The sequence below is a fragment of the Streptomyces sp. NBC_01077 genome (assembly GCF_045162855.1).
Classification (GTDB): domain Bacteria; phylum Actinomycetota; class Actinomycetes; order Streptomycetales; family Streptomycetaceae; genus Streptomyces.
The window spans coordinates 9,848,254-9,873,588 of the sequence record NZ_CP108669.1 but is presented as its reverse complement, the minus strand read 5'-3'; the positions used below and the strand labels follow the sequence as shown (position 1 = coordinate 9,873,588).

Here is a 25,335-nt window from a genome sequence, read left to right as displayed (position 1 = left end):
GGGGTGGGCGCCTGACCACTGCGTCGAGCTTTCGCGAGAAGAGCTGGCTTCAGGCTGGCAGGCGGTTCGCAGTGAGTGAGATGACTGCGGTGATCGCGAGGGATTTGCGGGTGAGTGCGCGGTGGGTGGAGCGCTGGCGTCGTTCCTGGCGCGAGGGCGGCATGGAGGGCTCGTGTTCCGTGGGTCGGGCGAACTCTCCGGCCGTCGCCGATGCCCGGTTCGGCGCTGGAGGAGGAACTCGGCAAAAGCCCGGCAGCGCACGGGTTCGACGACGAACGCCGGGCCCTGATCCGGATTCAGCCGGTTTCGTCGTCGCCGAACGTCAGGGCAGGAATGAGCCCTTCGGGCCTTGACCGCACATCTGATAGCAGGTGTGGTGGACTTCGTGCCCATCTCGTTGGCGGAGGCATGTCTGCCCGCTGCAGCCATCCGGGCGAGAACGGGCGCAGCATCCATGAGCTGATGGGCATAGGCGCGCTTGATCTATCAGCGATCCCAGGAGTTATACCTGAAAGAGCCAGCCGAGCTTGTCGGGCTCGAAGTCGCGGATCTCGTGCAGGGCGGTGCCCCGCAGTCCGTCGTGTCGGCCCTTCATCGGTCGGTTGCTGCACCAGCGCGAGTCACCGCGATATCGATGGCGGCTTCGAGGCGGGGGCGACTCGGCTGCGACTTTGTGGGCGGCTTCGGAGACCTCTGAAGGCGGGAAGCTTCACTGCGAGGCCACGAGCAAGGCGACGGGCGGGACCCGCGGGGAAACGTTGGGGATACCGCCGGGGGCTGGTCCGCCACGCCGCGTCCTCTGGTGCCGACCGGGCCCCTGATCTGTCAGGTGTGCGGGGCCGGGGTCTGGAGGGGATCAGGCTGCCGTGAGGCGTGCCCAGTGGGTGGAACCGCCGGTGTGGCGACGCGTACCGTGGGCGTCGGCCAGCATTTCAACGATGCCGAGCCCACGGCCGTGCTCGCCCTCGCCGCACGAGGAGGTCCACGCGCCATCGTGCAGGGCGGGGCCTCCGTCGGTCACACCCACCCACACCCGGCTCCCGCAACGCTCGCGGTGCAAATGCAGATGAAGCGGGGCGCAGGCGTGTTCGACCGCGTTAGTGACCAGCTCCGAGACCACCAGTACAACAGTCTCGGCCGTCTCCGGGTCCACCCTCCATGCCTCAAGAACGGCCTGGGCGGTGCGCCGGGCGTCGCCCGCAGCCTCCGGGCGGTGCTCCAGCATCTGAGTGACGTCGTCATCAGCAGGCTTACGGGGAGCGGGGATGCGCGCCACGCCGGCGTCACCGGCGCCGGTCTCCGCGGCCTGCGGTCGCGCACCCGCGCCGCCGGACCGGCCGGTGAGGGTGCCGAGAACAGTGGTGGCATACATGGCGATCACTTCCGCGAGGAACTGCTCTTGTGGTCCGGGAGGCGGGTCCGGGATATCCCTCCACTGACCACCTTCCTCCCGCTTTGCTTGTCATCACTGAGCAACCAATACCCAAAATGAACAAATGCCCCATCGGATGCTGTTGCGGAGCGGCAGTCCGGCTGCGCCGGGCAGGCCATTCGGGGCTACTGGCCGGTGCGGCAGGGTGCGGGAAAGGTGGGAGTGCCCGTACCCGTCGGCCTCTGCCGGCCCGGGCCAGGAAGGGCTGCCTGTCAACATGGTCCGCTCAGAGTCCCTCGGTACCCGGTACGACACGCCTGTGGCGGCCCAGTGGACGGTCAGCGCGGTGAAGATCGGCTCGCCTCATCGTCGTACCAACGCGCCGCCGGCGGCCAGGTCACCGGTTGGCTACCCACGCGATCGGAGGCGCCGGAGACAGTGGCGCCGAGAAGCTGACCGCGCACACCGAGGCCAGAACTACTGGCAGGCATTCCCTGATCGGGATGAAGCCGATGTCGGCCGCATGGTGAGGTGTGGTGCAGACTGTCGAGGCAACCGGCCGACGTACATGAAGAGCCGGACGGGGTACGTGATGATGACAAACCGCGTCGGGATGGCGACACCGCCGCAGACGCGGCACTCCACGCACTGAAGGTGTTCTCCAAGTCGGCACATGAACGACCCGCTGCATGCCGTTGCCCACTGCGACACTCAGCACACCGACGTCGCCCAGATCAGCACGCCGCGCCCCTCGACTCGCGACATGGAAGCCCCTGGACTCCCCCAGTGCCGATTCCACGGCCATCGCCCCTGCCCGGCACCCTCTCCATTGACGCCATCACATATACCGGCACATGCCTGGCAGCCCCACACAGCCGCCCAGCATCGGCGTGGTCACTCCGGGCGTGAGCGTGAGTAGTACCGGCCCCCGCTGACGGCTACACCCCACCGGACGCCACCGCGAATCGCCGCCGCCCATCTCCCGGCCTGCTCGAGCCACCTGACGCCCTGGCAGCACGCCCCGCAGCGCGAATCGATGCACTCGAGCGGAGTGCAACCCCACATACACGCAAGCGTCGATTCGGCTCCGACCTGAAGAAACGATGGACGAGCCGCCCATGCACAGCCTTCAGCTCACCCGCTCACGACCGGGCATCAACAACAACCCCACCGGGAACGGCGCCCGTGACCCCGCGTCTTCGACCAGGCCCGAGTGGAAGTCAGGCCCTGACACCGGGAATACCGTCACCGGGTGATCATCCGCCGCGGCCTGAATCCTACGACCCTGCCGATACCGCCCTCGACCAGCTGATCCACGTCGCCGGCAGCCGCTGAGTGGTCCAGGAGTGCCTCAGGCCGCCAAGCAGGAATGCGGCCTGGCCGACTACCAGGTCCGCTGCCACCCGGGCTGGCACCGCCGCATGACCCAGGCCATGGCCGCCTCACCGTCCTACGGGCCCACACGCTCGACACCGACAAAGCAGAAACGGATCCTCCGACCTCGTCCCCCTCAGCTTCCCCGGACTCCGACGCCTGATCCACCGCCGCCCCATACCCATCGGCCCGTCCTGCACTGGTCACACTTGCGATGCAGACGACAACACCAAGCCCGCACCAGCCACTACAGACGACGCGGTCACACACCCCCACAAGAAACTGCCCAACCATCACGACAAAGACCGTCACAGATCGCCGCCTTCTCAGCTCCGAGGCCGGATCCCCTTTCGCCGGTCAGCCGAACAGGTCCCGCACCCGAATCGTGCGCACCCGCCGCCACCTGGGCAGACCAGGTGGCAGCCGCCCGCCCAGAGAGGCGACCGTGTCCTGCTCCGGCGACTTCCAGTCAGCACGCACCGCCGCCCAGAAGTCCTCCCAGGCAGCCGCCTCCGTCGGCCCCCACCCGATCACCCGCGTGCCCGGGCAGGACACCACATAGCCGCCCGAAGTCACCTTGACCGACACCGCCCGATCATTCACGACCATCACCACCCGCATTCTGGACGAACACGAAGAAGACAGGACCACCACCATATGGGCAGGTCAGTCGACGTGCGGGGATCTGAGATGCACGGCATCCTCGAGCACACAGTCGACGCCCGGGAAAATTTCCGTCTCGCGGCCATCGTCATAGCGCACCCGATACGGCGGCTCGCCCCCGGCCCCAAGAACCTCCAACACCTCCGCATGGTGCTCCGCAGTACCAACCTTGTGGCTGGTGAACCGCAGCACATCACCCACGTTCACACGCATGCGCGACCTCTTCTCAGCACGTCCCGGCCACAGCCGGGAATTGATGGATCAACCCAGTGTGACCCCAGTTACACGACCCTCGCACCTCGTCACTGTTCGCCGCCTCGGCCCCGATCGCACTGAGTTGATCTTGTACAGATCATGGTGAGGCGAGACTCCTGAGAGAGTCGCGCTACCACCAGAATTCACCGCCGACTGTGTACCCGGACCGCCCCAGGGCCAGGTCGCTTTGAGCCGGTCCGCCTACTGGCGGACGCCAGACCGGCCTCTATGCTGCGGCGCCAGCGTCAACCACATTCATCGACTCCTGATCCGGCGGACGGGGGCCGGTATGTGAACTGCGACGCCGGAGAGCGGTTCGTGCAGCGACCCCACGGCCGTGGAGCTGCCCAAGCTCCGTGGGCAGGCCGGTCCCGCTCGGCCCCGAACTCTTGTGCACCGCTCTCGGCTTCTCTACTCTTCCGAAGTCGCCTCTCTGTGCATCTGGGACAACCGAAGGCTCTCTGCCCGAAACCCATCACCGGGAAGTCGGAGCCACCGTGACCTGTTATGACACCCCCGCACTCCCCGTCCGTTCCCCGGGCAACCCCCGCCCCTGGACGCCCCATTGAGCGCGCGCGTCCGCCCCTCTGACGACATCGTCGGGCAGTTGCGATCAAGGCTCGGATCAGGGGTGCACGCGCCTGGCACCGCCGGGTACGGGAACGCACTGGCGAAAGTCTTCTTTCCCGAGGCCAGCCGTCGACGGCCTACGTGCGTCGTGGCGCCCCGCACGGTCGACGACGTCGCGAGCGTCATGAGCACCGCGACAGCGGCGGGAGTGCGGGTAGCCGTGCGTGGCGGCGGTCTGAGCTCGAACTGTGTCGCCGACGGAGCCATCATGCTGGACCTCTCGCAGCATCTGTCCGCCGCCCGTCCGGACGGAGACCGAGTGGTCACCGACGGTGGTGCGACCATGACCACCATGCTCAGGTCCGTCGCCCCGGCGCGGCGTGCCGTGCCCATCGGCGTCGTCGGCCACACCGGCCTTGGAATGGCCACCCGCGGAGGGGTCGGCTGTCTGACAAGATCCCTGGGACTCACCCTCGATCACCTCGTCGGGGTCGAGCTCGTGCTCCCGTCAGGTGACGTCGTCCACCTCTCGGAGAGGAACTCGGGCGACGAAGGCGACCTGTGGTGGGCGGTGCAGGGGGGCGCGCCCTCCGTCGGGGTAGTCACCTCCGCCGTGTTCCGGACTCACGAGATCGGCCCGGTCTGGGTCGACCGCGCAGTGGTGGGCCTGGACGCGCTCGCCACCTACTTCCGGATCGCTCCCGAGCTCCCGCGACACACCACGATGAGCGCAGTCCTCGGCCGCACCTCCCTCTCGCCCGACGAGCCGGTCCTGCTCCTCTACACCGCCTGTTCGAGCCAGCACGACAGCGCCATCCGGCAGGCCAGGTCAGCGGCCTCCGCCGTCGTCGCCGGCGCGGGCTCCTCGCCGCTCCACCGATCGGAGACCTCCGGCCGCTATCCGGCCGGGCTGCCCGAGTTCGCCATCCCCGGTGCCGACGGCGCGGAACCCAACCCGATCCGGCTGCCCCAGCCGGGCGACGGACCGCGTGGTTCGTTCTTCGGCAAGGCGGCCTTCACCGGTCCCACTCTCGACGCCGCGGCCGCCGACACCCTTGCCGACCGGATCCATACCGCACCCACGCGGGCGTGCCGCATCGATTTCCAGCACACCGGCGGGGCTCTGGCCGACGTCGACGACACCGCTACCGCGTTCTGGGGCAGAGCCAGCGAATGGAGCATCCCGGTGAACGCGATCTGGGACGACGCCGTCGACGGCGAAGCCTGCATAGCATGGGCCCGCGACACGCTGCGGGCACTGGCCGCTCATACCGTCGGGGTCTACAACGTAGAACTGCGACCCGGCCTCCCCGAAACCGAAACCGAGACGCGGGCTGCATACGGCGGCAACCTGGCCCGACTCCGTATGCTTCAACACCGCCACGACCCCGCAGCGGTACTCGTACCGTTGCTCCAATGACCCGACCCCGGGCACGTGACACGACCAAGAACCTCTCCCACGTCGAAAACTGAACTGTTCCGGGTTGCGCAGACAGTTCAGTTATGGTTACGACCTGGGCTTTCGTGGTGGCTCGGCAGTGGATGTTCTCGCACTAGACCGGTGGGACGTGGCCTGCCTCACCGTGCAATCAGTAGTTCTGCCAGTCGACGGACTCGGCGGTGGCGAGTCCCATGCCGGACAGTTCCTTCCACGGCCGTCGGGGTTTGACCAGCTCGGCCTTGAACAGGCCGATCGTGCTCTCCAGCAGGGCATTGTCGGTTTCGCCGACCCGCCCCGATCGATCGGTTCATCCGCGGCGATCCGATCGGTACGGATGAGGGTGCCGTCGACAATGACGGAGTCGCCTTCACCCAGCCCGTTCACGGGGTCTCATGCAGGCCCGGCCCCACGCGGCCAGAACCTCGGCTAGTCTCGTTCATGTACCGCCCATCACTGTGTACACCGAAACCAGCCGCGCGCTGCGGGAACATCTCATCCGCAATTGGGGCAGCGCCGAGAGGGCCCGCTTAGAGGTCCCGCTGATAGGCAGGTTGGGGACCCCGGCAGCAGAACGGGCACAGGTTCCAGCGATCATGGAGTTGCGACGCTCTGTGATCACTAGGGAGACCTGTGCCCGCGCCGCCATCATGGCTTACCGAACCGCTCTGGGACCAATTCGTGGCTCTGCTGCCCGAGCGGCCGGAGTACCACCCGGACCATCCACTCGGCTGTCACCGCCGACGCGTCAGTGACCGGATCATCTTCGACAAAATGCTGCAACTGCTGCGCTTCGGCTGTTCTTACGAAGCGATCGCCGACACGACCTGCTCAGCCACCACGATCCGCAGCCGCCGCGACGAGTGGATACGACTCGGCGCGTTCGCCCAGCTCAAGCGGATCGCACTGAACTCCTACGACCGGATCGTCGGCCTCGTCCTCGATCAAATCGCCGTGGACGGCTCCATCACCAAGGCGCCCGGAGGCGGCGAGGTGGCCGGACGCTCACCAGTCGACCGCGGCAAACAGGGCCTGAAACGCTCGGGCATGACAGACGGATACGGCATTCCACTGGGCCGAGTCCTGGCCGGCGCCAACCGTCACGACTCCCCGCTACTCGCCCCTACCCTGGACCGTCTGGACAACCTGAGGCCATTACCCGACGACATCACCGTGCACCTCGACGCCGGCTACGACTCCGACAAGACCCGCGCACTGCTCAGCGAACGCGGCCTGCACGGACGCATCGCACACAAAGGCGAGAAAGCTCCCATCCAGGCCAGTCAGCGTTGGCATGTCGAACGCACCCACGCCTGGCAGAACGCCTTCTACCGGCTCGCCCGCTGCTACGAGCGGCGTACCACTGTCATCGACACATTCTTCGACCTCGCCGACACGATCATCACCGTGCGTAGCCTGATCCGACAAGCATGGACGACTCACCGCTGGGACGAACGCCCGAATCGCCGACCATGACCGCACACCTATCAGCGCGAACTCTAAGCTACTGAGGTTTTCGGGTTGTCGTCAGGTAGTGACGGTTGATGATCCCTGCGGTATGCCGGTGAGGTGAGGTATCCAGAGGGTGGGGGCCTGCCCGCTGAGCGTCGGGCGTTTCGTGAGGGGATCCGGCTTCAGGCCGGCAGGCGGTTCGCGGCGGGTGGGAAGACTGCGGTGATCGCTAAAGAGCTGCGAGTGAGCGTGCGGTCGGTGGAACGCTGGCGACGCGCCTGGCGCGAGGGCGGAATGGAGGCCTTGCGCTCGGCGGGTCCGGCGAACTCCCCGACCGTCACTGCCGCCCAGTTCACCGTGCTCGAGGAGGAACTCGGCAAGGGCCCGTCAGCACACGGTTTCGAGGATGAACGGTGGACTCTGATCCGGGTCCAGACGGTGATCCGCCGCCGTCTGCGGGTGAGCCTGTCGGTGGCGAGGTGTGGCGGCTGCTGAAACGGCATGGCTGGTCCTGGCAGGCACCCGCCCGCAGAGCCCTCGAACGCGACGAGCACGCGGTAGAGCTGTGGAAGAAGGCGATGTGGCCGAAGAGACTCGCGGCGGCGTCCGGGGCATGGATCGTCTTCGAGGACGAAGCCGGATTCTCCATGACGCCGCCGCGAGCCCGCACCTGGGGCCGGCGCGGATACACACCCGTCATCCGCGTCCGCGGCAGGTCCCCGCCGCCGGACCTCGGTCGCCGCCCTGTGCTGCTACAAACCCGGTGAGAAGAGCCGTCTCATCCACCGGCCCCGCACCCATCTCCTCCTCAAGGGCGCCCGCAAGGGCTTCTCCTGGAAGGACTACCGCGACCTGCTGGTCCGCGCGCACATCCAGCTGGACAGCCCGATAGTGGTGGTCTGGGCCAACCTCAACACCCACCTGGCCGCCGGACTGAAACGGTACGAGGCCGAGCACGGCTGGCTCACCACCGTCCGGCTCCCGCCCTACGCACCCGACTTGAACCCCGTCGAGGCCGCCTGGTCACTCGTGCGCAGAGCGATGGCCAACACCGCCTACGCCACACCCGCCGACCTCGACCGCACACTCCGCCGCGAGTTACGCAGAATCCAACTCCGGCCCCACCTCATCGCCGGCTGCCTCACCGCTACCGGCCTGGCCCTCGCACCACCGACCCGCCCTGAAACCTCAGTAATGCCAGACGTGCCGTGTGATCTGTTCCAGCGAATCGTTCACCGGAGCAGGAATAGAGCGTCCAACAAGTGCGGCGCAAAATCGGCATGAAAGCCCTCGAGTCGAACAGTCGCGGATACCAGGCACCCCTGCTATAACTCGAGAGTCCCATTGTCACAGCCTCGGCCGTGTGGGCCCACCGGCAGAATCACTCTTTACGGAACCCACATAGCGTCGTGCGAGGAGATAGTATCGTTGATCCATCCCAAGCTGCTGTAGGCGGGGCACTCTCCAGAGACACATCCGCTTCCTGCCGGGCGATGGCGAATGAAGTCTCCTCCTTGAAATGAGGACTCGTAAGCGTAAACGATGTAGTTTGAATGCTTGTTCACGCTACTGCTTGCGCTGTTGTTTACTGCAGTTCCGGCGCCGTAGAACTGATCTCCGACGTAAGAGTTTTCGGTGACTACGGCGGAGTAATCGTAGACCCCGCCCAAATAGTTGGTATTCTTATACAGGCAAAAATCGCCATTACCGCAAACCCCATTAGCCGCACTGCTTGCCGATATGGAGCCAACAGTAACGGCGAGAGCGGACAGAGCGACCGCCGCGACTCGCTTAAACGTATTCATCTGAACCTCATCCAACGCTGCTTCGATAGCAAGCATTTGAAATCTATTGCGCAAAGTTCGGGCAGTAGCATAAATGCACTTGCCCGCTGCGACATTGATTCGGCATGAAGATTCTCCATGCGCTTAGACGCATTGAAGCATGTCCCTCAGGCCATAGGCAGAGCATTGCTTACCTAACGATGTCCGGCATGACTGACGCTAGACATCGAACCCTGGACGTTCGATCGTGGTGGTCTGACGGGGTGCGCCTAGTGAAGTTGTCATCGGCGCCTGCAGGCCCCGGTCGCCCGAGCACGTCCGGGCAGCAAGCACCACGTCCTCGTCGGCAGGCAGGGCATCCCGCTCGCGGTGTCACTGACGGGCGGCAACCGCAATGACGTCACCCAGCTGATGCCCTTGCTCGCGAAGATCCCTTCAGTCGCAGGCCGGGTCGGCCGGCCGAGGCGCCGACCGGACATGCTAGTGGCCGACGGGGGCTACGACCACGACAAGTACCGCTGTCTCGTCTGGGCCCAAGGCATCAAACCGGTCATCGCCCGCCGCGGCATCCCACACGGCTCAGGCCTCGGAATGCACCGCTGGGTCGTCGAGCAGACGATCGCCTGACTGCACGGCTTCCGAGGCCTACGCGTCCGCTGAGCGCGACGAGACGACATCCACGAAGCCTTCCTCGGCCTCGGCACCTGCCTCATCATCCACCGACACGTCCCTTTGTTAGGGCTCGCAGAAGAACAACACGCGGACGAGCAACGCGCTGACCTGCTGTGTCAAGGCCTAAAACACGCAAGTTTATTCTCTGCGAGCCCTTACGAGCTGGTGCGTGATAGCGGTTGAGGGGCAATCGCGCGAGGGTGGGATGATCCAGCGAGGCAGGCCCCTGGCCAGCCACGACGTCATCGTGAACAGCATCAAAGCAACCACCACCCACACCGGGCTGACAGTCCATGCCGAACTCGACCCGGGCACATACGACACCGGCGTCAAGGTCACCGACAGCGACATCGACGCCCTGCCCATGCAGCGGCACCGCTTCCACGGCGGCTGGAACTACACCCTCCACCCGCAACGGCACGACACGGCCGGGGCGGCCGGGGATCCGAGGCCAAACGAGGACCTGCCCTCACAGTGCTGCGGTGGCGGTCTGCGCAGTCCGGAACTGACCGGCATGACAGAACCGGTGCTGGACGAACTCGTCGGCGAGCTGTCCCACCAACTCGATGAGCTACGTGAACACGGGCGGCCCCAGCAACGAGGAGGCGAACGCCTCCGCGCTCGCGGAGCCGGCGCCAAGGACAAGCTGACCACCCCCGACAGAGTCCTGGCCACCGTGCTCTACCTGCGCAAACTCGGAACCCGAGACCTGATCGCCCAGCTCTTCGGAGTCGACGCCAGCACCATCACCAGGGCCGTTCACCAAGTCCGGCCCCTCCTGGCCGGGAACGGCCACACCATCCCACCCTCGACAGCCAGGTTCCGCACACCCGCCGACGTCACCGCGTTCCTCACCAACAGCAGCACCACGGAGATCAAGTCAGCATGTTGATTCTCTGCGAGCCCTAGGTCGTGGGGGACAGGTGACCGAAGCAGTGCCGATTTATCCGCATATGGGTATTGCTTGCTCAGGGATTGTGTGCTGCGGAGGAGTGTGCTGGAAGTACCGGAAGAGGTACTCCCGACCCACTGGACAGGCAGTGATCCCGATGACGACCACGATCTCCCGCATCGGAGCAGCAGCGCCTGTGCTGCACGCCGTGCTGGCCGGTGAGCGTGTGTTCAGCCTGCCTGTGGAACACGGACCGCTGGCGCCGGCGACCGCCCGTCATGCCGTCCGTCCGGCTCTGGAGGCATGGGGGCTGGACGAGAATCGGATCTACGACACGCTGCTGGTCATCTCCGAGCTTGTCACCAATGCCGTCACACACGCATCTCCTCCGGTCGTGCTGCACCTGCACGGTTCCACCGATGGTTTGGGGATCCAGATCCATGTCACCGACGGTGGAGCCCGGACCGGAGCCGATCCCGGCAGCTGGGCCGCCGACCGATCTGATGACGAGCACGGCCGCGGCGACCTGATCGTCTCCACCCTGACCGACCACACCGGAACCGACCACGACGACCTCGCCGGGCTCATCGACCACTGGGCTGACCTCGCTACGGCCTGACCCCCACCCGGCATCCGGAGCAGCCACCACCTACCCCGGATGCTGGGGAAGGAGAACTCGAACCAATTTGATGCATGTGAAGCCGGAGGCGGCCGTGCGAGCAGACGAACTGCTGGAGGCACACACCGTGTGGTGGGGCCATACGGTTCTGCTCCGCCTGGACGGTGAACTTGATCTGGCCACCGTCCAGATCGTCGACCGGGCCGTGTCCCTAGCGCTGGCAGGACAACCACGAGCCCTGTGTCTCGATCTCACCGGGCTGGTCTTTTGTGACATGACGGGCCTGCGCGCACTACAGCGGCTGACCCACCGGGTCGGCGCCGCTCACACAACTCTCCACCTCACAGACCTTCACCCCAATCTTCACCGCACCCTCGCCCGACTAGAGACCGTCGTTCCTTGGGCCCCGCGTGTTCTCCAAGAGTGACGCCCGGAACAGCACACGCTGCGGATTCGGTCGCGTTGTATCAGTCGCGGCTCGGGGCCACGATCAAGTAAGCGCCGCCGATCGGGGATCAAGTGGGTCAATCCCGAAACACTGCGGGACTGGAGCCGGACGGCTGGAGCAGGCTGGCCCCGAGGACGGGCTGAGGCGGCTCCGGTGCTCGAGTCTCCGTTCGAGTCCGAGGGCACTACCCGCGCGCAAACGGTTCCGCGAGCTGGCAGAGGAACGCGCGATCCCGCGGCGGGCTGCGAAGCCTTTCGCCGAGACATGCGGGTGAACCGCTGCCAGTTCATCGAAGATTATCAGGGCCGATAGGCGTCAAGCGATTGTTTCGGATCGTGGGGGCTGGTGCGCTTGAGCAGCTGGCAGACGAGTGCGTGGGCGGCGGTCAGCTACTCTGCGGGCGACTCCCTCCCATGCCTGAAAATAAGCATTGATTACCCAGGTGAAAGTTCATTCGATCCGGATAAGATTTGCAATCAAAATGGAGATAGGAGCATAGAATTGCTAGACATCATTGACTGTGTGCTGGCATCCAGAAAGAGGGCTCTTACGATCCTGGCCCTTGCCATCGCAGCACCCTTGCTGAGTATTTCGACTCTTACCAGCAGCCCGGTCCACACCACTGCCGCGGGTACCGCAACCGGACAACACTCGAATCACTCGTGGGGCATAGCCGTAGACCTCGGGTAACGGGGCCGCAGCCCAGATTCATATTTTTAAGCTGTCTAGAAGGGTCAGCCCAGAAAGGCTGGCCCTTCGAATCGTGAGCGCACGGAGCGCGGACGACGTTCCCGGACTCCGGTCATTTGATGAAGCAGATACATCCCCGAATTCGCCCCACTGGGGAAGCGCGGCAGTACTGGTTGAGGAGCGTGTGGTTCGCCGTTTGGAGGTTGCGGGACGTCGAACGGCAGGGTGCCGAAGAGCTAACTGGCGCAGTCTCTGGCCAAGGCAGTGTCACCGGATCGGTGCAAACAGGCGGAGTAGCGCGTTCTGATGCCAGCGCAGTCAGTGGCAAAGCCGGTGCGACCCTGTGGGCGAGGCCCTACGCCCGGGGAGGACTTCGGATGTTGAGGGACATCAGTCCGGCGCAGTCGGCATCAGCTGCGTGACACGCAGTGCTTTGGAGTATGGGCCGCGACCGAGGATTCCAGAGCCGGCGCCAGCCCGACGGATGGCCATGCTCCTCGCTGTTGCCCATGCGCTGAACCCATTGGTTCGGCGTTGTCCCTCAGAGGAACAAGTTCGTGTCTTCGTCTTCTGCGGCACCGTCGTATGCGGCTGTGCTGCGCACCCGGTATGCCTGCCGTACGTTCGGTGCGGCGCTTTCAGGTCGGCTCTCATACGGAATGGTGTCTTTGTCGCTGGTTTTGGCGGTCAAAGAGACCACCGGCTCTTACGCCGTTGCCGGCACCGTTATGGGCTTGTTCGGGCTGACCAGCGTCTTTCTCTCGCCGACCCGTGCTGGTCTGGTCGACCGATACGGGCCCCGTCGGGCTCTCCCACCGATGGGCGCTGCTTACGCACTGGCGTTGAGCGGGCTGGCATTCGCGGCCTTGTGGTCCGACGCTTCAAGGGTTCTGATGGGACTTTTGGCCGCGGCTGCCGGCTCCAGCGCACCGCCGCTCGGTCCAGTGATGCGGACAGTGTGGAGCAACCTGGTTCCTGATAGGCGGATGCTGCAGCGTGCGTACAGCCTGGACTCGGTTGCCGAGGAACTCCTCTTTGTCGCGGGGCCGCTGTTGGCTGGTCTGCTGGGAAGAGTCACAGCCCCTTCCGTCGGCCTTGCCGTGAGCGCTGCGCTCATGCTGGTCGGCTCACTGTTCCTGGTCTCGTCTCCCGCGGTCCTCCCGGAAGTCGATCGCGGGGAGTCTCTGTCCAGGCAGGGGCTGTCCAAGGAGCTTGTGTCCACCGTAGAGCCTGCCGCGCTGCAGCGGCTGTCGGTGCGAAGCTCCCCTGACCTCTGCCGGGCGATCGCAGTCTCGGCCGGGGTGGGTGTGTGTCTGGGGGCATTCGATCTTCTTGTGATCGCCTTCGCTGACGAACATCACGCCCCTGAGACAGTGGCCTGGATCCTGGCCTCGTTGTCCGCAGGCAGTGCGGTCGGAGGCCTGCTCTATGGAGCTGTCTCATGGCGCGCCTCGAGGGTGCAGCGGCTGTCGATTCTTGCCGCGGCTCTTGGGACGTCCCTGGCTACGGCCGGGCTTTCTTCTCATGTCTCTGTGCTTATCGCGTGGGCAGCTCTGTGCGGACTGTTCGTCGCCCCGGTCATGACGACCGCATATCTGATCGCTGACGAGTCCGCCGGGTCGGACACCCGAACACGGGTGGGGGCTTGGGTCAATACCGCTTGCAATGCCGGTTCAGCAGGTGCAACGGCCGCTACGGGGCTGCTGCTGGGCCGCCTCCCGCTGCCGGTGTGTTTCATGCTCGCTGCAGCCCCGGCGGTGCTGTCTGCAGCATCAGCTCTGAACCGTGCAACCGGATCTGCCTCTGCTGCTGTCGCCCTGACCGATCAAGAGGGCACCTGATCAATATTCCCGCGGTTGTGAGTGGGATGTCCGTTTCGATTCGTCAGGTTGGTCCTAATTCTCCGGTGAGTTTGCGGTTCATCTTGTTGGCCATGACCCAGTGGATCAACGTCCAGGATCTCTCCGGCGGGGCTTTGTAGGCACGCGCCAGGCGGCGGCGCTGTATCAGTCAGCCGAAAGTCCGCTCGATCACCCATCGCTTGCGTACCGGCTCGAAGCCCTTCACCCGCGGTCTGTCCACCACCTCCATAGCGATCCCGAGGCGCGCGCCATACTGGACAGCACTGGTCCGGTAGCCGCCGTCGGCCGGACAACCTTGGTCGCATTCGGATGTACCCGAGTTGGCTCGGTCAGTTCCCTTTGTCGCCGCCGAAGCCATGTCCCGACACGGCGATGCCAAGGACGGTGAGGACCGGTGGTGTCAGTGATCAGGTGACGCTTCCTCCCTTTGATCTTCTTACCGGCATCGACGTGCTGGCTGGCTTCGACGAGATTGCTCGAAGGCTTCACGCTCTGCGCGTCCACCGCGGCCGCGGACGGCACCCCGCTTCGGGGCACGAGCCCCGTGGGTCCTATCCCGCAACAGGCCGCACAGCCCTCATCGACTTCGAGCTGAGGCGTAAAGCCACACCATGCGCAGGTCAAGGATCCGGCGGCTCAGCGTCCTGCCCGCGCGTGGCGGCCTGCACGGGGCGGAGCGGACCACTGCGCTCCATCCTCAGGGAGGCGAAGTCTGTGCCACAACGCACCACCTGCCGACCGATAGCGACGCTGCGGCCCGCGGTGCTCCGCAACGCAGGCTGCAGAGTTCGAGACAGGACGCAGCGAATGAGTACTTGTTGCTCACCCGACCAAATCGACCCTCTTTCATAATTAATGAAAATGGTTACATCTGAATGTGGACCGTTCCGTGAAAGCGGTCCATCTGAGTGGACTGTACCTGCCGGCATCTCAACGGATCCTAAGCGAGGTGGTCATGCCCGATATCCGGACGCCGCGACCTGCGGATTCTTCAGTTCCGGAGGCTTCCCTGCGCGCGCTTATCCTCTCCAAGAAGAACGATCCTCACGCTCGCCTGTGGGCACAGGCTGAGCTTGCGGAGTTCTGGAGAGTGGCGGGTGATTATCGTCGCGCGTCGCTGATGTTGAGGCTGACGCTTGGCACAGCAGAGACCCTCTACGGGAGGAACTCGCCCGAGGTGGCACGGTTGTGCAACCAGTCGGGCGTGGTGGGGAAGTACACCGGAGATTTCATCTATGCGGAGAGGGTCTATCACCGGGCGCTGACCATCCTTCATCGTGTGTACGGACCTCAGCATGATGCTGTGGCGACGGTGTACCACAACCTCGGTGGACTGGAGCACAGTCGCGGCCATCCGGAGACAGGTGAGCCGTGGTCCGCGTTGTCGGTGGAGATCCGCCAGAGTCTGCACGGTCCCGACCATCCACTGGTGGCCGCCGATATCGCCGCCTGGGCTCCTCTGCTTGCCGGCTGCGGTCGTCTGGACGAGGCAGAAATGCAATTGCGTCGGGCACTGAAGATCTTCGAGGCTGCCGGGGACGACTACGAGAGAGCAGTGACACTGCACAATCTTGCGGCGTTGGAGCAGCGTCGAGGCGCGGTTCGAGAGGCTCTTGCCGACAACGTCCAGGCCTTGACCATCAAGCTGCGGCTACTGGGGGGCGGGCATCCTGAAATTGCGATGACGCTGGTGAACCTCGGAGGTCTCCTGTACCGCACCTTCGACGAACCGGACCGGGCCCGGCGATACCTCAAACACGCGGTTCACATCCTCGTCCCGCAAGTCGGTCCAGACCATCCCACGCTTCTCAAGGCCCGCCGAACCCTGGACTCCCTGCCATGCTGATGAGCCCACACTGGCGACCGGCCGCCACGAAGGTCGAGGTGGGTCGAGAAAGCCCACGGCAGGGTGCCGGTGCCCCGGCATCGGCTGGTGTTCGTCGACCGGGTCGGCGTCACGCTGATTCGTCTGCGGCATGACCTGCCACATGCAATGCTCGGGCTGCGGTTGGGCGTCGGCCGTTCCGCCCTAGTCGAAGCAGACGATCACGGATCGTGCCATGGAAGGGACGGGCGCGGTCACTCACTGGCCTATCCACATGGCCTTGGCGGTCACAGCCGAAGGTCACCGCGACATTCTCGGTTTTGCGGCCGTCGGCGAGGGCGCCAAGCGTTGGCTCCGTGTCCTGACCGAGCTGAAGAGCCGCGGCGTCGGAGATGTCCTCATGCTTGTTTGCGACGGCCTGAAGAGCCGGCCGACGCGGTTGGCCAGGTCCCGCCTGGGACCGTCACGCAAACGTTCGCCGTCCACCCCTTGCGGGTCTTGTCGCGCCAGCCGTCAGGCGTAGGACAAGACCGCCGAAAGCGTTGAAGCCGGTCTGCACCACTCCGACCGAGGGCGTGACGACAGCCCTTTCCTGGAATTGTGAGAGGAATGGGGAGGGAGTATCGACCGCGTACCGTGGCGCTCGGCGGATGTGACTGAGGTATAAGCCACCAGGATCAGCCGCTCGACCACCCAACCGGCCCCCGTAGCTCAGTGGATAGAGCAGGTGCCTTCTAAGCACTTGGCCGCAGGTTCGAGTCCTGCCGGGGGCGCACGACGGAAGACCCTCCTTCGGGAGGGGTCTTTTTGCTGGTCAGAGGTAGTTCTCGGCCGAGGGCGGAGGCGCCAGGGAGAGGGCCTCGGATGGCTGGATCTGTCCGGCTGAAACCCAAGCAGGTCCTTCGCCTAAGCCTGCAGGTCAGCCGGGGTGAGGCAGAGCATGGGCGCGACCGGATCCAGCGCTGACAACGCGCTCGCGGAGTCCTTCAACGCCGCCTTCAAACGACGACGCTCCAAGGCCGCACGAGCTGGCCCAGCGAGCGCACGGCCCGCCTCGACGCATTTCGATGGCTCCACCGCTACAACACCCGCCGACGCCACTCACACCTCGGACACCGCAGCCCCACCGCCTACGAAACCGCAACCGCAACAACATCAACTACGCTGACCAAAGCCGCACAACCCGTGTCCAGGCTTCGGGGTCAAGGCCCCATAGCGCCTGGCCATGACAAGCTGACACCGAAACCAGCAGCGATCTGTCAAGGGTGTCCTGTTTCCGCAGGTAGACCAGCGTGCAGCGAGCCCGGTCGTATGGACACCTGGAGGTGGTGACGATGGCGATCACGTCGCTGGAGGGCCGACAGGTCTCGGAGCGAGCTCCTCGCTGGCATCGCATCCGGCAGACAGGAGGACCCAGGGTGTCTCCGCAGTTCAGACAAGGCGTGGTGGCCGACTAATCCAGCGGCATGCCCCGTTCGTCATGCCCTGTCAACGCTCTGCGACCAGCCCAAAACCGTACGGCACAACGGAAGCGGCTCCAGGAAGCTCATGGGGTAGCAGATGCTCTTCTCGGCGATCCAACTCTGTGAGAATAATAAAGAAGGTGACATTCACCGACTCAATCACTCTCGACCCTGATCATATAACTGGAGCGCTAATGCCTCAAATTGAGGACTTGCAACTTCTCCCGGAGACCGAACCAGTCGAGGTCGGGCTCAACAAGCAGCCTTGCTGGCCAAATTTCACCACGCCCAGCGGCGGTTCTCCGTGTTGCCTACCATACACCTGTGACCAGTGGCAAACTACGCCGAGCGGGCGCGACTGCCTAGTCGTTAAGTAGCCCCGGACCCTCGGAAGTAGGCTTGGTTCGCAGAGGGCTGTCTGCGAACCAATCCCGTTCACTCCTTCTTTGAGGGATTGAAGATGTCGTTCGGCAGATTTATGGAAAAGGTGAAACCATCTCAAAAGCCTGATGGTTCCGCTCGCCATGTCCATTCATACTCGCGGCTCGTGGCTCTGGGCCTCCCGTGCTCGGCTCATGAGCTGGATGGGCGTTGCGCTTCTCTTACGCCTGAAGGTCACCTCACTCCCGACCAGGCGACGCTTCCGTTACGGTCAGCCAGCCTCTGCTGGAACGTAACGGAAGCGTCGCAATTAACGAAGTTTACACACCGCCGGTGCAGAGCTTTCGTCGCCCGTATCAGAGTCAGATGATTACTTCAGGGCCTGCTCTGTGTCGGTGAAACTTGCTCGGCAGAACTGATTCAGCTGCTCGGCATAGCTGGCAATCGCCTCCTGGCAGGCGTCAGTCCCCGGCAGCGGAGAGGCTTCTCGTGCTCTTTCCCCCCGCTCGCCGCAGCTCTGTTTCGGCATCACACGCGGAGGACTGATATGCGGCCCGAACTCGCCACCAGCGCTGCCCAGATTGCCGCCGCAGTGGCCGGACGGCTAGCCGACCCGCAGCAAGTGCTGCTGCGGACCCATCCCGTGCCGGCGCACATAGCGCTACCTGGCTGCGCTCTGCTGGCTGCGCGCTATACACAGAGCGATCCTCACGCCGCGGGGTCCGTCGCGGCCCTGATGCGTACCGTTCTCGGAGAATTGCCCGCGGGGCCGAACAATGTGTTTCAAGGGAGCATCGGCGCCCTGACCACAGCACTCATTCTCGGGAAGACGTCAGACGTCCAGCTGCAGTCTTTTGCTGACTCTGGCAGTGGGTGGCTGAGCCGCTACGTGATCGAACTGTCCGACCAAGCACGGAAACGTACTGTGGACGACGCCTCCGCCGGGATGCTCATCGAGGAGTACGACGCTGTAAGCGGCCTGGCTGGCTTAGGCCGTACCTTGCTTCGTGCCTGGGCTGCCGGACACACGGGAGCCGAACCGGGCATCGCGGCGGCACTACAGAGTGTGACATGGTTGTTGTCTCCGCCTGTCAGACAGATGCCCCACTGGTGGCTGCCCCACGGCGTTCGCAGCCACTTCGCCCCTCAGGCACCTTCCGGAGGCGCGAGTACAGGCATGGCGCACGGAGTGGCCGGGCCGCTTGCCTTCCTGTGTATCGCCCTGGACAGCGGATTCGAGGCCGTAGGAACGCGAGAGTCCGTGAACTATGCGGCCTACTGGCTGCTCGAGCACCGAGTCCCGGGAACCTGGCAATGGCCTCGAGAAGTGAGCGGTGACCGACTGCGGACCGGGGTGGAAGATTCCACTCCGAGCGTGGCCAACGATCGCTGGTGCAACGGTTCATCGGGTATAGCCAGTGCCTTGTACATGGCCGGACGGGCCCTTGGCGATCCCGTGCTTGTCGAGTCCGGAGTCAGTGCACTGTCGGCGCTTGCAGATAAGCCCGTCTCCGACTGGGGCGCCTACGGGCCGCACGTGTGCTGCGGCTATGCCGGCATCCTCCGCTGTGCGGTGAGTATGATGCGAAGCACCTCTGATCCACGCCTGCACGCAGTCACCGAGCAGGCCGCCGAATGCCTTGTGCGACTTTGGGACCCGGACACCCCCTTCGGCTTCCGGCACCTGGCGACCTCGGGAACGGAAATCCAAGGGATGTCCGACCTGCTCTACGGAGCATCCGGTATTGCCCTTGCCCTCCACGATTTCGCCACCGAAGAAGACTCATTGTGGCCATCCCTGCTGCTCCTTAGTTAGCGATTCAGCTAGGGTCTCCTGAGAATTTAGAAAAATGCAACGATGCCCAACTACCTGATCACTTCAGAATGACTTTCGCTCGGGGGTTTGACAGTTGGGCCAACGGTCAGCGGAGTTCTGCAGGTTTCAGATAATCTCGTGTCGGATGCCACAGCCTGCACGAGGTCTCTCCTGCCAGAACTCCGCAAGACGGGCCTGCTGGACATGGACGACGGCTGGCATGGCAGAGCCCTCAAAGAGGAGCGCACACCGGCCCTTCGCTGGTCGACCGCGGTCGACCAGGCAGCAAGCACCACCTGATCACCGACCGGCACACGACTCCCTTCGCAGCGTCGCTGACCAGTGGAAACTTGGCATGACGTCACCCGGCTGATGCCCTTGCGGGACGCGATACCCCGCATCTGAGGCCACCAGGGACGACTTCACCACACCCCGGCCGACCGCGGTTAGGACTGCGACAAAACCGACGCCTGTTCCGCGCCCGCGACATCAGACCTCATACCGTGCCCCATGTGGCGATGCAGGCGTTTTTAGTGGCAGAGAGTGGCGGCGATGCCGAGGAAGGCGAGGTAGCTGGCTGGGGTGAGTTCGTAGCGGATGTTGAGGCGGTGGTAGCCGGTCAGCCAGGGGGTCCGCTCGGTGAACCGGCGATGTCGGCTGAGGCGTTCCTTCAACTCGATGCCTTAGCGGGCGATGCGGGGGGATGTGCTTGGGGCGGAGCCATCTGGTCGTGATTCGTTTGGAGTCCCGCGACCATCAGCTTCAGGGCATTGCTGTCGTGGACGTTGCCAGCGGAGCTGCCACGACAGGGGCAGTCCTGTGCGGTCCCGCAGGGCAGGCACTTCGGACCGGGCCTTCCCCCGGTCCGCGAAGCTCGGACTTGTGCGTTCGTCGCCCTTCTCGCCCCGGGCGTGGGCTGAGTCGAGGACCGCTCGGGACAGATCGAGCAGGCCTGCGTCGTCGAGTCGGCGCAGAACCGCTTCGTGGAGCCGGCCCTCGCTCCGGCCCGCTACCAGATCAGGAACGGGCGATGGACGGTGAACTCCGACATGCCGAAGCAGGGTGGCAGAGCCTGCCAGGAGCTCCGACCAGGCACATAGACGATCGCGGCGAACAGCGTCCTATGAGGGTGCCCTGCGTCCTGCCGCCCTGCGGTCGCACCCGAGCGGGCAGGATCAACGGCTCCGTGGTCTCCCAGAAACCGTCCGAATAATCCAAGGCCGAGAGTCCCCACCCATGACCAGTCCAACGACTCACCGACGCGGTGGGCTTGATCCGCTTTGACGGACATCGGAGATCAGGGGCTTGGGCCCCGGAAGGATGATGTTCATCATGGAGAGCATGGGGAAGAAGAAGGCGCGTCCTCGGCGCTCGTTCACGTGGGAGTTCAAGGCCGAGATCGTCGAGCTGGGCCGGCGGGGTGACCGCTCGGTCGGTCAGGTCGCCAAGGACTTCGACCTGACCGAGACCGCGGTCCGCGACTGGGTCCGCCAGGCCCAGGTCGACGCCGGTGAACGTGACGGCCTGACCAGCAGCGAACGCGAGGAACTGGCGGCTCTGCGGCGGGAGAACCGCCGCTTGCGCGAGGACGTCGACATCCTCAAGCGTGCGACGGCTTTCTTCGCGACGGAGACCCGGTGAACGTGGACCCGTTCACCGAGGCGGAGAAAACAGCAGGTCACACCGTCAAACGGACGTGTGAACTCCTCAAGGTCTCCCGGACCGCCTACTACGCCCGCCGCAACGGCACCCCCGGCCCCCGTTCGGTGAGAGACGCCGAGCTGACCGAACAGATCACAGCCGTCCACCAGCAGTCCCGCGGCACCTATGGCGCCCCGCGCGTCCACGCTGTCCTCCAGCGTGAAGGAGCCGGCTGCGGGCGGCGCCGGGTCGCCCGTCTGATGCGACAGGCCGGCCTGACCGGCCGGCACCGCAGGCGCCGCCACCGCACCACCGTTCCCGACCCGCACACGGTGACCCGGCCTGACCTGGTGCTTCGCGACTTCCAGCCCGACCCCGCCGCGATCGACACCCGCTGGTGCGGGGACATCACCTACCTCGCCACCGACGAGGGCTGGCTCTACCTCGCCACCGTCATCGACATCGCCTCCCGCCGCGTCGTCGGCTGGGCCACCGCCGACCACCTGCGGACCGAACTCGTCGCCGACGCCCTCACGGCCGCCTGCCGAACCCGCCGCCCGGCCAGCCCGGTGATCTTCCATTCCGACCGCGGCTGCCAATACACCAGCAGTGAACTCGCCACCCTGGCAACAGATTTCGGCATCAGGCTGTCAGTCGGACGCACTGGCCAATGCTGGGACAACGCCCTCGCCGAATCGTTCTTCTCCACCCTCAAGAACGAGCTCGGCGACAGCCGGCCATGGCCCAGCCGGGCCGCAGCCCACACCGCGATATTCGAGTGGACCGAGAGCTGGTACAACTTGCACCGACTCCACAGCAGCCTCGGCTACCGCAGCCCCGCCGAATACGAGACCGCCTTGGCGGCCTGACCAACACACCAAAGGTGTCCGTCAAAGCGGAACAAGCTCACCACCTACTGGCGGACGCTCTCAGAGGGTGTTCGGTACTGCTTTAGGCTGCCGCGGGGGGTTTCGGGCGGAGATATTGCCCGGTTTTGTTCGGGCTGGCGGTCAACCGGTTGGCCATGGAGTTCACCATGGACCAGTGGATCATTGACCGGGACCGGGTCGGCAAGGCTTCGTAGTCGCGGTGCAGGCGGCGGTACCGGCTCATGATCCCGAAAGTCTGCTCCCCACGCCATCGGACTTTCTGGACCACGAAGCCCTTCTGCTCCGCATCACGTGAGACGACTTCCACATCGATGCCAAGGTCCGAGGCGTGCGCGATCATTTTTGCCTTGTATCCGGCGTCCACCCAGGCTTTCGTCACGGTGGGCAACTTTGTGGCGAGTTCGTCGGCGGCGAGTTTGCCGCCGTTGGTGTCCTGCACGCCGGCGGCGGTGACGATCAGGACCAGGAGGAGCCCGAGGGTGTCAGTGGCGATGTGCCGCTTACGGCCCTTGACCCTCTTGCCTCCGTCGTATCCCTGCGTGGCCTCCGGTGCGTTCGGTGATGCCTTCACCGTCTGGGCGTCGATCACTGCGGCTGTGGGCAGGATCCGGCGGCCCTTCTTCTTCCGTAACTGTTCACGGAGCGTGTCGTGGATCTCCTCTGTAGTGCCGTCCGCCTCCCACGCCTGGAAGTAGCCGTAGACCGTCGTGTGAGGCGGCAGATCATGAGGCAGATACCGCCACGCGATCCCTGTTCGGGCGACATAGAGGATCGCATTGACGACCTCACGCAGGTCGGTAGTGGGTTCCCGGCCCTCGACCCGAGCAGCCCGCCACTGCAGAAGCAGCGGCTCGACCAGTTCCCACTGGTCGTCCTTCAAGTCCGAGGGATACGCACGTCGTTCGGTCACCACATAGTCAATACAGCCCCGAAGCGCTACCCGCTACGAGATCATAAAGACACGTCCATCTCGCCTCAGCGTAGATCGGGCGGATAGGGAGATACCGCTACCGAACACCCTCTGAGAGCGAGCTGGTTGCAGAGCGCTGATGAGACATGACGAACGGTACATACCGCTGGTTAGCTTGTTTATAGGACCTTCTCCGCCCTGCGGAGACGAGAAGCTTGATCATGCTCTGCACGTAGGCATGGGCAGCGCCCTCGCTGATCCGGAAGCCTGTGGGGTGCGTATCTCGTAGCGGATCCGGAGGCGCTTGAACTGGTGGAGCCAGCCGAAGGTCCGCTCGACGACCCATCGTGTCCTGCCCAGACCGGAGCCGCGCGTGACCCCCCGATGGGCGATCTTGGGCGTGATGCCGCGACCCGCAGGAGGCGGCGGTACTTGTCTGAGTCGTAGCCGAGGCCGGCGAACAGCCAGCCCAGTCTGTGCCTCGGTCGCCCGCGAACCCCGCGGATGCGGGGTATCGCATTGAGCAGCGGCATCGACTGGGGTGTGGCATGCCTGTCGGTGATCAGACGGTGTCTGCTGCACGGGCAGGCGGGGTCGATGTGCGTAAATCCCGCGTGCGCCCCCTTCCGGAGGCCCTGACGTGGGAGCCGTCGACCGCGGCGTCGTTCATGTCCGGCAGACCGGCCGCCCGCAGTTCTGCCGGAAGGACGTCGTGCAGACGGGTCCGGACACGGCCTCGGTCCAGCCCCCGCGGCTGCCGCCAGACCGCCATCCTGCCGCAGCCGGTCCTGTCCGTGTATGCACATCGGCCCGGCTCACGCCCCTGCAGAGGGCACGAACGATCACACGGAGAGTTGCCAGGTCGTCCACAGGCGGGCGGCCGGGGACACCTGCGGCATCTCGATGGGGAGGAGCGGGGCCACACGGCCCCACAGGCGGCAGGCACAAGATCATCCGGAATCGCCAGACTCCGCCGCCACCCGCGCCAAGACCCTGAACCGAACTCATTCTAAATGATCAGTTTTAACGGCAGGAACTCACCCGGCGCTCCAACGAACTGCGGCGCCCTATGCGATGTTCCGTGGTGCCGCACGAGATCGACAGTGCTTGGTTGGTAGGAGTGGAGGGAATCGAACCCTCACGTCGCAATGGACACCGGGACTTGAAGCCGGCGCGTCTGCCAGTTCCGCCACACTCCTATGAACCTTCACCAGGGTAGGCCACCTGACGAAGCCACGCACGTCTGCGAGCCGGTTGATCTCACGAGCACTGCCCGTGAAGCCGCAACGCCCCGTCTGTCAATCTGTGCTTTTGATGCGGTCGGCCTGGCGGAAACGAGTGCCGCCCCGCGGAGGTGGACACGTCCTGCGCTCGCAGTATCCCGACGGTGTCGAACAGGAGGTCTACGGATTCCTCCTCGTCCACCACGCACTGCGCGACGTCGTCTTGCACCACGCGGCATCCGAGGCCGGCTTCGATCCCGACCGGATCTCCTTCACTCGCACCTCAACGCTGCCCGCCGCCACGTCACCGCACAGGCGGCGCCTTCCCCCCTCGCAACTCCACCAAGCCCTGACCCACACCATCCGTGAGCTGCTCGAACGACTCCTCCCGCCCCGCAGACAACGCTCCAACCCCCGTGTCATCAAACGCAAGATGGTCAACTGGCACCTCAAACACACCGACCACCGCAACCCACCCCCTACCACCGACTCACACCGTCACACTGGTGCCACCCGCCAATTGACCAACAGGCGCCTGAAACCCCTTAAATCACCGGTATTGGGTCTTAAGAGGCTGGATCTCTGGTCTCGTCGCGCCATAGGGGGCGATAGGTTCCGTTGCACTCATTACTGCTGAGTGCGAAGGATGGCATGCGCGTCGTGCGTGCGAATCGCGCGCAAGCTTCCAACCTGTGTCAATGATCTCCGCGGACCTCAAGCCAGGCGGCCGGCCCGTACACCACCTCGATGCGGTGTCTCTCCTGCACGTGGCCGTTCTGATCGGCAGAACTCGTCCGGGAATGCACGAGCAGCGCACCATTGTCGCGAAGCTCGTAGAAGTACCGCAGCGAGTTTCCATTCGAACTTTCGTCCGACCAGGTAACGCTTTGTCTCTCACCGATGAGCCTGATCACTACAGTCATGCTTCAAATCTAAGGCCTGATCGGTGGCTCAGCCGTACTCGCGGCGCCGCTTTGGGCAGCGCCAGATCTTCGGCGACGCTCGCGGGATGACGATGCAGGAAGAGCCCGGGTCGGGCATGCCGAGGCCTGAGTAGCCAGTGCTGAGACTGTCGATGTGTCGGGTGGAGCTTGG

19 protein-coding genes, 2 tRNA genes and 8 pseudogenes are annotated in these 25,335 nt (G+C 64.8%); 20 read left to right on the top strand and 9 right to left on the bottom strand.

The window, feature by feature from the left end; translation table 11 throughout:
* Positions 1 to 80: 80 nt before the first annotated feature.
* Positions 81 to 353 (top strand): helix-turn-helix domain-containing protein, encoded by a 273-nt coding sequence (locus tag OG462_RS44260; protein WP_406053595.1) that lies wholly within the window; start codon positions 81 to 83, stop codon positions 351 to 353.
* Positions 354 to 856: 503 nt separating this feature from the next.
* On the opposite strand, the gene OG462_RS44255 is transcribed toward OG462_RS44260, so the two are convergent.
* A complete protein-coding gene (locus tag OG462_RS44255) occupies positions 857 to 1,372 on the bottom strand; it encodes an ATP-binding protein (RefSeq protein WP_406053597.1) in 516 nt (171 codons plus the stop codon).
* 1,192 nt (positions 1,373 to 2,564) lie between these two features.
* Between OG462_RS44255 and OG462_RS44250 the strand changes: the two are divergent.
* Positions 2,565 to 2,909 (top strand): annotated as a pseudogene (locus OG462_RS44250) (IS701 family transposase); the annotation flags it as partial.
* A gap of 194 nt (positions 2,910 to 3,103) precedes the next feature.
* On the opposite strand, the gene OG462_RS44245 reads toward OG462_RS44250, so the two are convergent.
* Entirely contained in the window at positions 3,104 to 3,403 is a 300-nt protein-coding gene (locus OG462_RS44245; RefSeq protein WP_406053599.1) for a hypothetical protein, read from the bottom strand.
* 9 nt (positions 3,404 to 3,412) lie between these two features.
* Complete coding sequence (locus tag OG462_RS44240; protein WP_406053601.1) at positions 3,413 to 3,622, bottom strand: DUF1918 domain-containing protein; 210 nt, start codon at positions 3,620 to 3,622, stop codon at positions 3,413 to 3,415.
* A gap of 673 nt (positions 3,623 to 4,295) precedes the next feature.
* Between OG462_RS44240 and OG462_RS44235 the strand changes: the two genes are divergently transcribed.
* From OG462_RS44235 to OG462_RS44215, 5 genes and pseudogenes are all read left to right on the top strand, one after another.
* Entirely contained in the window at positions 4,296 to 5,654 is a 1,359-nt protein-coding gene (locus OG462_RS44235) for an FAD-binding oxidoreductase (RefSeq protein ID WP_406066254.1), read from the top strand.
* A 651-nt stretch (positions 5,655 to 6,305) separates the two neighbouring features.
* On the top strand, positions 6,306 to 7,148 hold the full coding sequence (locus OG462_RS44230; RefSeq protein WP_406053604.1) for an IS5 family transposase: 843 nt from the start codon (positions 6,306 to 6,308) through the stop codon (positions 7,146 to 7,148).
* A 93-nt stretch (positions 7,149 to 7,241) separates the two neighbouring features.
* Positions 7,242 to 7,619 (top strand): helix-turn-helix domain-containing protein, encoded by a 378-nt coding sequence (locus OG462_RS44225; protein ID WP_406053606.1) that lies wholly within the window; start codon positions 7,242 to 7,244, stop codon positions 7,617 to 7,619.
* Positions 7,604 to 7,657 (top strand): annotated as a pseudogene (locus tag OG462_RS44220) (winged helix-turn-helix domain-containing protein); the annotation flags it as partial. The gene OG462_RS44225 and the pseudogene OG462_RS44220, both read left to right, overlap by 16 nt.
* Before the next feature lie 114 nt (positions 7,658 to 7,771).
* Positions 7,772 to 8,297: pseudogene (locus OG462_RS44215) on the top strand (transposase); the annotation flags it as partial.
* A gap of 215 nt (positions 8,298 to 8,512) precedes the next feature.
* Here OG462_RS44215 and OG462_RS44210 read toward each other — a convergent pair.
* Positions 8,513 to 8,929 carry a peptidase inhibitor family I36 protein gene (locus OG462_RS44210; RefSeq protein WP_406066912.1) on the bottom strand — a complete coding sequence of 139 codons (417 nt, stop codon included), beginning with the start codon at positions 8,927 to 8,929 and terminating at the stop codon, positions 8,513 to 8,515.
* 276 nt (positions 8,930 to 9,205) lie between these two features.
* Here OG462_RS44210 and OG462_RS44205 point away from each other — a divergent pair.
* The 11 genes and pseudogenes from OG462_RS44205 to OG462_RS44155 form a co-directional block, all read left to right on the top strand.
* A pseudogene (locus OG462_RS44205) lies at positions 9,206 to 9,646 on the top strand (transposase); the annotation flags it as partial.
* Positions 9,647 to 9,794: 148 nt separating this feature from the next.
* Positions 9,795 to 10,472, top strand: a pseudogene (locus OG462_RS44200) (ISAzo13-like element transposase-related protein); the annotation flags it as partial.
* 157 nt (positions 10,473 to 10,629) lie between these two features.
* A complete protein-coding gene (locus tag OG462_RS44195) occupies positions 10,630 to 11,091 on the top strand; it encodes an ATP-binding protein (RefSeq protein WP_406053610.1) in 462 nt (153 codons plus the stop codon).
* Between the two features lie 70 nt (positions 11,092 to 11,161).
* Positions 11,162 to 11,518: an STAS domain-containing protein gene (locus tag OG462_RS44190; protein WP_406066285.1), complete on the top strand. Its 357-nt coding sequence runs from the start codon at positions 11,162 to 11,164 to the stop codon at positions 11,516 to 11,518.
* A gap of 1,304 nt (positions 11,519 to 12,822) precedes the next feature.
* On the top strand, positions 12,823 to 14,070 hold the full coding sequence (locus OG462_RS44185; protein ID WP_406053612.1) for an MFS transporter: 1,248 nt from the start codon (positions 12,823 to 12,825) through the stop codon (positions 14,068 to 14,070).
* An 898-nt stretch (positions 14,071 to 14,968) separates the two neighbouring features.
* Complete coding sequence (locus tag OG462_RS44180; RefSeq protein ID WP_406053614.1) at positions 14,969 to 15,937, top strand: tetratricopeptide repeat protein; 969 nt, start codon at positions 14,969 to 14,971, stop codon at positions 15,935 to 15,937.
* A 214-nt stretch (positions 15,938 to 16,151) separates the two neighbouring features.
* Positions 16,152 to 16,439, top strand: a complete 288-nt coding sequence (locus OG462_RS44175) for a transposase (RefSeq protein WP_406066253.1) — start codon at positions 16,152 to 16,154, stop codon at positions 16,437 to 16,439.
* Positions 16,440 to 16,616: 177 nt separating this feature from the next.
* A tRNA-Arg gene (locus tag OG462_RS44170) sits at positions 16,617 to 16,689 on the top strand.
* 140 nt (positions 16,690 to 16,829) lie between these two features.
* Positions 16,830 to 17,080: pseudogene (locus tag OG462_RS44165) on the top strand (integrase core domain-containing protein); the annotation flags it as partial.
* Positions 17,081 to 18,307: 1,227 nt separating this feature from the next.
* Positions 18,308 to 19,576: a lanthionine synthetase C family protein gene (locus OG462_RS44160; protein ID WP_406066251.1), complete on the top strand. Its 1,269-nt coding sequence runs from the start codon at positions 18,308 to 18,310 to the stop codon at positions 19,574 to 19,576.
* A gap of 168 nt (positions 19,577 to 19,744) precedes the next feature.
* Positions 19,745 to 19,978 (top strand): annotated as a pseudogene (locus OG462_RS44155) (IS5/IS1182 family transposase); the annotation flags it as partial.
* A gap of 128 nt (positions 19,979 to 20,106) precedes the next feature.
* Here OG462_RS44155 and OG462_RS44150 read toward each other — a convergent pair.
* Positions 20,107 to 20,259 (bottom strand): annotated as a pseudogene (locus tag OG462_RS44150) (IS5/IS1182 family transposase); the annotation flags it as partial.
* 649 nt (positions 20,260 to 20,908) lie between these two features.
* Between OG462_RS44150 and OG462_RS44145 the strand changes: the two are divergent.
* Complete coding sequence (locus OG462_RS44145; RefSeq protein WP_406053617.1) at positions 20,909 to 21,217, top strand: transposase; 309 nt, start codon at positions 20,909 to 20,911, stop codon at positions 21,215 to 21,217.
* Positions 21,214 to 22,086, top strand: a complete 873-nt coding sequence (locus OG462_RS44140) for an IS3 family transposase (RefSeq protein ID WP_406053619.1) — start codon at positions 21,214 to 21,216, stop codon at positions 22,084 to 22,086. Before OG462_RS44145 ends, OG462_RS44140 begins: the two co-directional genes overlap by 4 nt.
* A gap of 82 nt (positions 22,087 to 22,168) precedes the next feature.
* Here OG462_RS44140 and OG462_RS44135 read toward each other — a convergent pair whose 3' ends face one another.
* From OG462_RS44135 to OG462_RS44120, 4 genes are all read right to left on the bottom strand, one after another.
* Entirely contained in the window at positions 22,169 to 23,017 is an 849-nt protein-coding gene (locus OG462_RS44135) for an IS5 family transposase (RefSeq protein WP_406066288.1), read from the bottom strand.
* A 219-nt stretch (positions 23,018 to 23,236) separates the two neighbouring features.
* On the bottom strand, positions 23,237 to 23,599 hold the full coding sequence (locus OG462_RS44130) for a transposase (RefSeq protein ID WP_406053621.1): 363 nt from the start codon (positions 23,597 to 23,599) through the stop codon (positions 23,237 to 23,239).
* 530 nt (positions 23,600 to 24,129) lie between these two features.
* A tRNA-Leu gene (locus tag OG462_RS44125) sits at positions 24,130 to 24,216 on the bottom strand.
* 719 nt (positions 24,217 to 24,935) lie between these two features.
* On the bottom strand, positions 24,936 to 25,163 hold the full coding sequence (locus tag OG462_RS44120) for a hypothetical protein (RefSeq protein ID WP_406053623.1): 228 nt from the start codon (positions 25,161 to 25,163) through the stop codon (positions 24,936 to 24,938).
* Positions 25,164 to 25,335 lie beyond the last annotated feature (172 nt).